8 protein-coding genes are annotated in these 7,521 nt (G+C 71.4%); all 8 read right to left on the bottom strand.

All coding sequences use genetic code 11. The annotated features are described in order from the left end of the window. A partial coding sequence (locus RMO85_RS11650) for a xanthine dehydrogenase family protein molybdopterin-binding subunit (protein WP_310528890.1) occupies nt 1-1,371 on the bottom strand: 1,371 nt, incomplete at its 3' end. After that, nucleotides 1,368-1,832: a 2Fe-2S iron-sulfur cluster-binding protein gene (locus RMO85_RS11645; protein ID WP_310528889.1), complete on the bottom strand. Its 465-nt coding sequence runs from the start codon at nt 1,830-1,832 to the stop codon at nt 1,368-1,370. The genes RMO85_RS11650 and RMO85_RS11645, both read right to left, overlap by 4 nt. Before the next feature lie 83 nt (nt 1,833-1,915). Continuing rightward, nucleotides 1,916-3,145 carry a transcriptional regulator gene (locus RMO85_RS11640; protein WP_310528888.1) on the bottom strand — a complete coding sequence of 410 codons (1,230 nt, stop codon included), beginning with the start codon at nt 3,143-3,145 and terminating at the stop codon, nt 1,916-1,918. Nucleotides 3,146-3,265: 120 nt separating this feature from the next. Then, nucleotides 3,266-4,402, bottom strand: a complete 1,137-nt coding sequence (locus RMO85_RS11635; RefSeq protein ID WP_310528887.1) for an XdhC family protein — start codon at nt 4,400-4,402, stop codon at nt 3,266-3,268. Continuing rightward, nucleotides 4,395-5,522: a VWA domain-containing protein gene (locus RMO85_RS11630; RefSeq protein ID WP_310528886.1), complete on the bottom strand. Its 1,128-nt coding sequence runs from the start codon at nt 5,520-5,522 to the stop codon at nt 4,395-4,397. The genes RMO85_RS11635 and RMO85_RS11630 overlap by 8 nt, the downstream gene beginning before the upstream one ends. Then, nucleotides 5,519-6,409: a MoxR family ATPase gene (locus RMO85_RS11625; RefSeq protein WP_310528885.1), complete on the bottom strand. Its 891-nt coding sequence runs from the start codon at nt 6,407-6,409 to the stop codon at nt 5,519-5,521. The genes RMO85_RS11630 and RMO85_RS11625 overlap by 4 nt, the downstream gene beginning before the upstream one ends. Nucleotides 6,410-6,451: 42 nt before the next feature. Beyond that, the gene (locus RMO85_RS11620; protein WP_310528884.1) at nt 6,452-6,991 is read right to left on the bottom strand and encodes a nucleotidyltransferase family protein; all 540 of its coding nucleotides are present in this window, start codon (nt 6,989-6,991) and stop codon (nt 6,452-6,454) included. Then, nucleotides 6,988-7,200 carry a hypothetical protein gene (locus tag RMO85_RS11615; protein WP_310528883.1) on the bottom strand — a complete coding sequence of 71 codons (213 nt, stop codon included), beginning with the start codon at nt 7,198-7,200 and terminating at the stop codon, nt 6,988-6,990. The genes RMO85_RS11620 and RMO85_RS11615 overlap by 4 nt, the downstream gene beginning before the upstream one ends. Nucleotides 7,201-7,521: the final 321 nt, after the last annotated feature.

Here is a 7,521-nt window from a genome sequence, read left to right as displayed (position 1 = left end):
GCCGGCGTCGCGTCGCTGCTTCTGCTCGGCGCGCAGCTCGTCGTACCCGAACGCCTCCCGCGCCTTGGCGGTGGCGGCCTCGTAGTTGCCGGAGTCGTATTCCAGTCCGGCGACGGTCGTGAAGGGGAACTCCTCGTGCTTGATCCAGTTCTTCTCACGGATCTCGAGCGGGTCGACGCCGACCTCGACCGCGAGCTCGTCCATCAACCGCTCGATGGCATAGGTCGCCTCGGGCCGGCCGGCGCCTCGATAGGCGTCGGTCCAGGCCTTGTTGGTGAGCACCGTCTGGCAGCTGAAGTGGTAGGCCGGGAACTTGTAGATGGCGTTGAACATGAACGCGCCGAGGACCGGCACGCCACCGCCGACGATGGCGATGTAGGCACCCAGGTCGGCGAGCAGCTCGACCTTGAGGCCGGTGACCGTGCCGTCCTTCTCGGCGCTGAGGGTCAGCTTCTGCCACTGGTCACGCCCGTGGTGGGCGGTCATCAGGGATTCGGAGCGGGTCTCGGTGAACTTCACGGGCTTGCCGAGCTTGCGCGCGACCGCGAACGTGATCATCTCCTCCGGAGTCTGCTGGAGCTTGCCACCGAAGCCGCCCCCCACGTCCGGGGCGATGACGCGGATCTTCGACTCCGGCACACCCGTCGTGGCGGCGATCGCGAACCGCAGGATGTGCGGGATCTGGGTGGCGCTCCACACGGTGATCTGCTCGCCAGTCGGATCGACCACCGTCGAGCGCGGCTCCATGAAGGCAGGGATCAGCCGCTGCTGGCGGTACTCCCGCTCGATCACGATGCCGTCACCGCGGGCCTTCTCGATCGCGGCGTCGGCACTCGTGCCGGTGCCTGCTTCCGCGGAGTCGAAGACCCACAGGGCGCTCTTGTTGGTGCCGAGGTCGGGGTGCGCGAGGACGGCGTCCGTCGCTGCGTGCTTGAGATCCAGCGCGGCCGGCAGCTGGTCGTACTCGACATCGACGAGCTCGGCCGCGTCGCGGGCCTCCGCTGCCGAACGCGCAACCACGACCGCGACCGTCTCACCGGCGAACGCGACCCTGTCGGAGGGCATCGGCACGTGCGGAGGAGTCACCTGGTCGGGCGTGATGGCCCACGCGTTGATGCAGGCACCCTGGGCCTCGCCGAGGTCGGCGCCGGTGAAGACCGCGACGACGTTGGGCGACTGCTTGGCCGCTTCGGTGTCGATACTGACGATCTTCGCGTGGGCGAACGGGCTGCGGACCATCGCGAGATGCAGCATCCCCGGCAGGGCGAGGTTGTCGGTCCAGCGGGTGCGACCGGTGATCAGGCGCTGGTCCTCCTTGCGGCGACGGTCCCGGCCGATCTCGAGGTCGGGCTTCTCGACCGTGGCGGTCACTTCGCACCTCCGGCGGCGTGCAGGACCGACTTCACGATGTTGTGATAGCCGGTGCAGCGGCAGAGGTTGCCCTCCATGCCCTCCCGGACGTCCTGCTCGGTGGGGTTCGGGTTCTCGTTGAGCAGGTCGACGGCCTGCATGATCATTCCCGGTGTGCAGAAGCCGCACTGGAGTCCGTGGCACTCACGGAAGGCCGCCTGAACCGGGTGCAGCTCCTCACCGTCGGCGAGGCCCTCGATGGTGGTGACCTCACGCCCGTTGGCCTGGACGGCAAGCACGTTGCAGCTCTTCACGCTGCGACCGTCGAGGTGCACCGTGCAGGCGCCACAGTTGCTGGTGTCGCACCCGATCACGGTGCCGGTCTTGCCGAGCTTCTCGCGGAGATACTGCACCAGCAGCATCCGGGGCTCGACGTCGTCGGAGACTCGTGCTCCGTCGACGGTGAGTTCGATCCTGGCCATCGCCGTTCCGCCTTCACATAGGAGTCGCGCTGTGATGGCACTCACACTAGGAAGGGCGGGTTGGCGAAAGGTTGCGCGAGCCCTCAGGGTCTCGCGGCGGCGAGCCGACCCTTCAGCAGCGCGACCGCCGGGTGGCTGCGATGGCCCAGCGCGGCCAGGCACGCCTCGAACACATACGTGTCGTACGGCGCCAGCTCGCTGTAGCGAAGAACGGCATCGGGATCCGGGTTGACCAGGAGTGCCTCGCGGACACTGACCGCGAGGTAGTCGGCCATCTCCACCAGCGCCGGGGCGTCGGTGCCGGGCAGCAGGTCACCGCCGTAGGCCGCCAGCGCCTCGCGCACGTCACCGACGCGGAGTCGCCGTTGCACCTCGTCGATGTCGGTGGTCACCGGCAGGGTGAGCCGATAGGGGCGAGACGAGAGCTGGCCGCGCAGGGCCGCGCGGAGGTGGGAGACCTCCGCCTTGAGGGTGGAGGTGGTGACCGAGGAGTCGCCGTAGAGCAACGAGTGCAGCTGGTCGAGCGAGAGCCCGGCGGGGTGCAGCGCCAGCAACGCGAGGATCTCGGTCTGTCGACGGTTGAGCAGCAGTCGCTCGCCGTCGAGCCACACCTGGGCCGTGCCCAGCAACGTCAGGGTCAGGCCGGGCTCGGCCGGGGCGATCACCCCGGCCGCGGGCGAGCGTCGCGTGCTCGGGAGCGCGGTCTCGATCAACCGGGCCATCACCCGGGCGGTGGCCAGCCCGATCGGGTGGGTCCGGTCCCAGGTCGTCGAGAGATCGATGACGCCGAGCGGCTTGCCCGTGAGCGGGTCGTGCACCGGCGCCGCCCAGCACACCCAGTTGTGGACCACCTCGGCATAGTGCTCCGCGCTGAAGACCATCGAGGGCGCGTCGGTGCGCCCGGCGATCGCTAGGGCGTTGGTGCCGACGCTGGCCTCGTCCCACCGGCCGCCCGGGACGAAGTTGACCGTCTCGGCCTTGCGTCGCATGACGCGACCGCCGTAGGTCCACAAGATGCGCGTCTGGTCGTCGGTCACGGCGATGACGAGGTCACCGTCCTCGGCCGTGCGTCGCAGCTCGTCCTGGACGCGCGCCACCGCCGTCTGCAGCGGCGAGTCCCGCCAGAACTCGGCCGTGTCCGTCTCGTCGGCCAGCGGCGCATGGGTGAGTCCCGGGGAGACCACGCCCGAGAGCCCCCAACTACGCAGGATCTCCGGACGGACGGCCGGCTCGGCGTCGTCTCCGAGCGTGACGAAACTCGTCCACGCGCGCACGGCCTCCACACGGCGGTCGTGCAGGTCGTCACTGGTCATCGGGCGGCTCCACTCCTCGATTGCCACCGTAGCGCCGTCGAGGTGGCCCCGTCAGGGGTCGGAGTCGGTTCAGCTCGGTGGACGGACCGGCCACGTGAGCAGGTCGGGCCCTCTACGGCGTCACACGACGTCGTGATGGATCCGTCCGGCGGTGCCCGCGAGCCGCTCGCCGGTGCCGCCCCAGCGGCCCGCGATGATCTCGGCGGCGATCGAGACAGCCGTCTCCTCCGGCGTCCGTGCGCCGAGGTCGAGCCCGATCGGCGAGGACAGCAGCGCCAGCTCGTCGTCGGTCAGGCCGGCCTCCCGGAGCCGGGCCATCCGGTCGTCGTGGGTCCGCCGCGAGCCCATCGCGCCGACGTAGGCCGGACGGGACTCCCCGGTCAGGCGGAGGGCGACCTCCAGGAGCGGCACGTCGAACTTCGGGTCGTGGGTGAGCACCGCCAGCACGGTGCGCTGGTCGAGACGGCCGGCCTCGACCTCGGCCGCGAGATAGCGGTGCGGCCAGTCGACGATGACCTCGTCGGCCTCCGGGAAGCGACTGTTCGTCGCGAACACCGGCCGGGCGTCGCACACCGTCACGTGATACCCGAGGAAGCTGCCCACCCGCGCCACCGCGGCAGCGAAGTCGATGGCCCCGAAGACCAGCATCCGTGGCTTCGGCGCGAACCCCCAGACGAAGACGCGCATCCCCTCCCCGCGTCGCTCACCGTCGGGGCCGTAGGCCAGGGTCGCGGACTGGCCGTGCGCGAGCAGGCCGAGCGCGTCGTCGCGCACGGCGTCGTCCGCCCGGGCCGAGCCGAGCGATCCGACCGGCTGCTCGCCGGGGCGGACCACGACGCGCCGTCCCAGCCAGGCCGGGTCGGGGTGCTCCACCACGGTGGCCAGCGCGACGGGCCGGCCGGCCGCGACGTCGGCGGCGATCTCCCCCAGCTCCGAGAAGGTCTCCCGCGACACCTTCTCGACGTACACGTCGAGGATCCCGCCGCAGGTCAGCCCGACCGCGAAGGCGTCGTCGTCGGAGACGCCGTAGCGCGCCAGCACGGGCACCCCGGACTCGACGACCAGCTGGGCCTCCTCGTAGACCGCGCCCTCCACGCAGCCACCCGAGACCGAGCCCACGGCCGTGCCGTCCGGACCGACGAGCATCGACGCACCCGGCGGTCGAGGCGCCGACTGGAAGGTCGCGACGACCGTGCCGACCCCGACGGTCTCCCCGGCCTCCCACCACTCCAGCAGCTCACGCATGACCTCACGCACGACCGACCACCTCCACGAGCTGCTCGAAGGTCGCCATCGAGTGGCCGGCGACGAAGTCATCGACGAAGGGCAGGGCGGCCGCGATCCCCTGCTGCACCGGCTCGTAGCCGGGCTTGCCGCGATGGGGGTTGACCCAGACGACGTGGTGCGCGATGCGTTGCAGGCGCGCCATCTGCTCGCCGAGCAGGGCGGCATCGCCACGCTCCCAGCCGTCGCTGAACACGACCACCACCGAGCCACGCGCCATCCCACGCTGGCCCCACCGGTCGAGGAAGACCCGCAACGTCTCACCGAGCCGGGTGCCACCCGACCAGTCGGGCACGGCCTCGCCCGCGGCGATCAGTGCCCGGTCGGCGTCGCGGTGTCGCAGCGCCCGGGTGACGTGGGTCAGGCGGGTGCCGAGGGTGAACACCTCGGCGCGCGACTGCGTGTCGACGAACCGGTGCGAGAGCCTGAGCAGCGCATCGGCGTACGCACTCATCGAGCCGCTCACGTCGACCAGCAGGACGACGCGTCTGGGCCTGACCCGGCGTCGACGCCAGGCCAGGTCGCCGGGCTCGCCCATCCGCCGCAACGAGTCCCGCATCGTGCGCGACGCGTCGAGGCGGCCGCGGTGCCACGCCTCGTGCCGGGCCGTACGCCGCACGGGCGCGGTCGGGCGCAGGGCGGCGAACATCGCCGCGAGTCGCTGCCGTTCGGCCGCATCGAGGGCGGCGACGTCGCGATGACGCAGCACCTCGGTCGCGGTGGCGGCCGCGCGCAACACGTCGTCCCCGTCGTCCTCGCCGGCCTCGTCCCCCGACGCACCGTCGACACTGGGCACCGATGGCGCCGCCGGCATCGGCAGGCCCGAGTCGCGCCGGCGAGGCAGATCGCCGCGGGGGTCGAACCACGCCTCGAAGACCTGGTCGAAGCGGGTGAGGTCGTCGGGACCGGCGCAGAGCGTCGCGCGTCCGGCCCAGTACGTCGCCTGCTGGTCGTCGAGTCCGACGAGGGACGTCGCCTCGACGAAACCGTGGGCACGGTCCGGCGTGACGGGCACGCCCGCCGCCTTCAGCGCCCGGGTGAACCCGAGCAGCAGCGGCAGCGGATCGATCGTGGAGGTCATGGGGGTGTTCATGGGGTGAGCATCCGGTCCAGCGCCTGCCGCACCCGGTCGGCGTCCTCGCGGTACTTCACGAGCGCACCGAGGGTGGACGCGGCGGAGGCGAGGTCGAGCTGCGTGGTGCCGAGGTGGTTCAGCGCCCGCGCCCAGTCGAGTGTCTCGGCCACTCCGGGAGGCTTGAGCAGGTCGTCGCGATCGCGCAGCTGCTGAACGACTCCGACGACCTGACGCGCCAGCGCGTCCGCGACCTCCGGCGCGCGGGACCGGAGGATCGCCACCTCGCGGTCGAGCCCGGGGTGCTCGATCCAGTGATAGAGGCAGCGCCGCTTGAGCGCATCGTGCAGCTCGCGGGTGCGGTTGGAGGTGAGCACGACGTAGGGCGGCGTCGCCGCGCTCACCGTGCCGAGCTCGGGGATCGTCACCTGCCAGGTCGAGAGCACCTCCAGCAGGAACGCCTCGAACTCGTCGTCGGCGCGGTCGACCTCGTCGATCAGCAGCACGGCCGGCGACTGCTTCAGCGCCGCCAGCACCGGGCGCGAGAGCAGGAACCGCTCGTCGTACAGGCTCTTCTCGGCCTCCTCGACGGTGCCGCCCGAACCGGCGGCCTCGAGCGCGCGCAGGTGCAGGATCTGACGTGGGAAGTCCCAGTCGTAGAGCGCTTGGGTGGCGTCGATGCCCTCGTAGCACTGCAGCCGGATCAGGGGCAGGTCGAGGCTGAGGGCCAACGCCTCGGCGAGCGCGGTCTTGCCGGTGCCGGGCTCACCCTCCAGCAGGAGGGGGCGCTGCATCCGCATGGTCAGGAACAGCACGGTCGCGAGCTCGTCGTCGGCGAGGTAACCGGTCGCACCGAGACGCGCGGCGATGTCGGCGGGGGACTGCATCGCATCGGTCTCGAGGTCCATGTCGGTCAGGTTACGACCACACACGTTGGTGCGGCGTTGGCTTCACCGGCGGTCGACGTCGACCCCGGTCGCCAGGTCGCCGCACTCGACCAGCGCGACGTCGTGCGCCTCGAGGTAGCCGCGCGCGCCCACGTCACCGTGGAGTGTCGCCATCAGGGGTTCGAGGTGGTCCGCACCGATCAGCACCGGGTGCCCGGGCCGCCCGTCGTACGTCGCCCGCGCGAGCCCGGCACCCGTCGCCAGCACCCGGGCGGCCACCTCGGGCCCGACGTCGGGAAGGTCGACCAGCGACACGAGTACGGCGCCTCGCGGGCCGATCGCGGCCAGGCCAGCGCACAGGCTGGCCCCCATCCCGTCGGCCCAGTCCTCGGCGACGACCACCTCGACCGGCAGGCCGGCCAGGAGCGGCCGCGCCTCCTCGGCCGCCGCGCCCAGCACGACGTACACCCGCTGGCAGCCGCCCTGGGTCAGCACGTGCACGGAGCGCCGCAGCCAGGACGTGCCGTCGGGGTCGTGCACCAGCGCCTTCGGGGTGCCCATCCGAGCGCCGGCCCCGGCGGCGAGCAGGAGTCCGGTCGTCAACGCACGAGGTCGGACGGGGCGAGGGCCAGTGGGAACAGCGCCTCGACCCGGAGGGCCTGATCTGCCTCGACGCTGGCCACCTCGACGTACGCGCCCTCGATCAACTGCCAGGCCGTGATCGCGGGCCGCTCGGGATCGACCACCCAGTACGACTCGAGGTCGGCCGCCGTCAACGGGCGGCTCTGCGGGATCAGTGTCACAGTTGCCATCGTGCCTCTCACCTGAATCTCGCGGTTCATCGGTCTCCTTGTCGTCGTACGGCGATCGCCTCGACCTCGAGCCATAGGCGCACGGTGCCGAAGCGAGGGACGATGAGCGACTCAGCTGGACGGAGTGCATGGCCGCACTCTGACAACGAACTGGCGGCGGCCGACATCGACATCGCCGATTTCACTGTCGTACGCCGCCAGTTGCGCGGCCAGGCCGGCGGCGTACCAGGCAAATGGAGCAGGGCCCCCGTCCGAGGACGAGGGCCCTGCTGTGGATCAGGAGCGAGCGTGGACTCAGAAGTCCATGCCGCCCATGCCGCC

Source organism: Nocardioides sp. (assembly GCF_031422975.1).
GTDB lineage: Bacteria > Actinomycetota > Actinomycetes > Propionibacteriales > Nocardioidaceae > Nocardioides.
This window is presented reverse-complemented; position numbering and strand designations above follow the sequence as displayed.

Bases quoted from the DNA above. Each gene is read 5' to 3' on its own strand.
- RMO85_RS11615 (WP_310528883.1), bottom strand. From the start codon at position 7,200: ATGGCAACTGTGACACTGATCCCGCAGAGCCGCCCGTTGACGGCGGCC.
- RMO85_RS11640 (WP_310528888.1), bottom strand. From the start codon at position 3,145: ATGACCAGTGACGACCTGCACGACCGCCGTGTGGAGGCCGTGCGCGCG.
- RMO85_RS11630 (WP_310528886.1), bottom strand. From the start codon at position 5,522: ATGAACACCCCCATGACCTCCACGATCGATCCGCTGCCGCTGCTGCTC.
- RMO85_RS11625 (WP_310528885.1), bottom strand. From the start codon at position 6,409: ATGGACCTCGAGACCGATGCGATGCAGTCCCCCGCCGACATCGCCGCG.
- RMO85_RS11645 (WP_310528889.1), bottom strand. From the start codon at position 1,832: ATGGCCAGGATCGAACTCACCGTCGACGGAGCACGAGTCTCCGACGAC.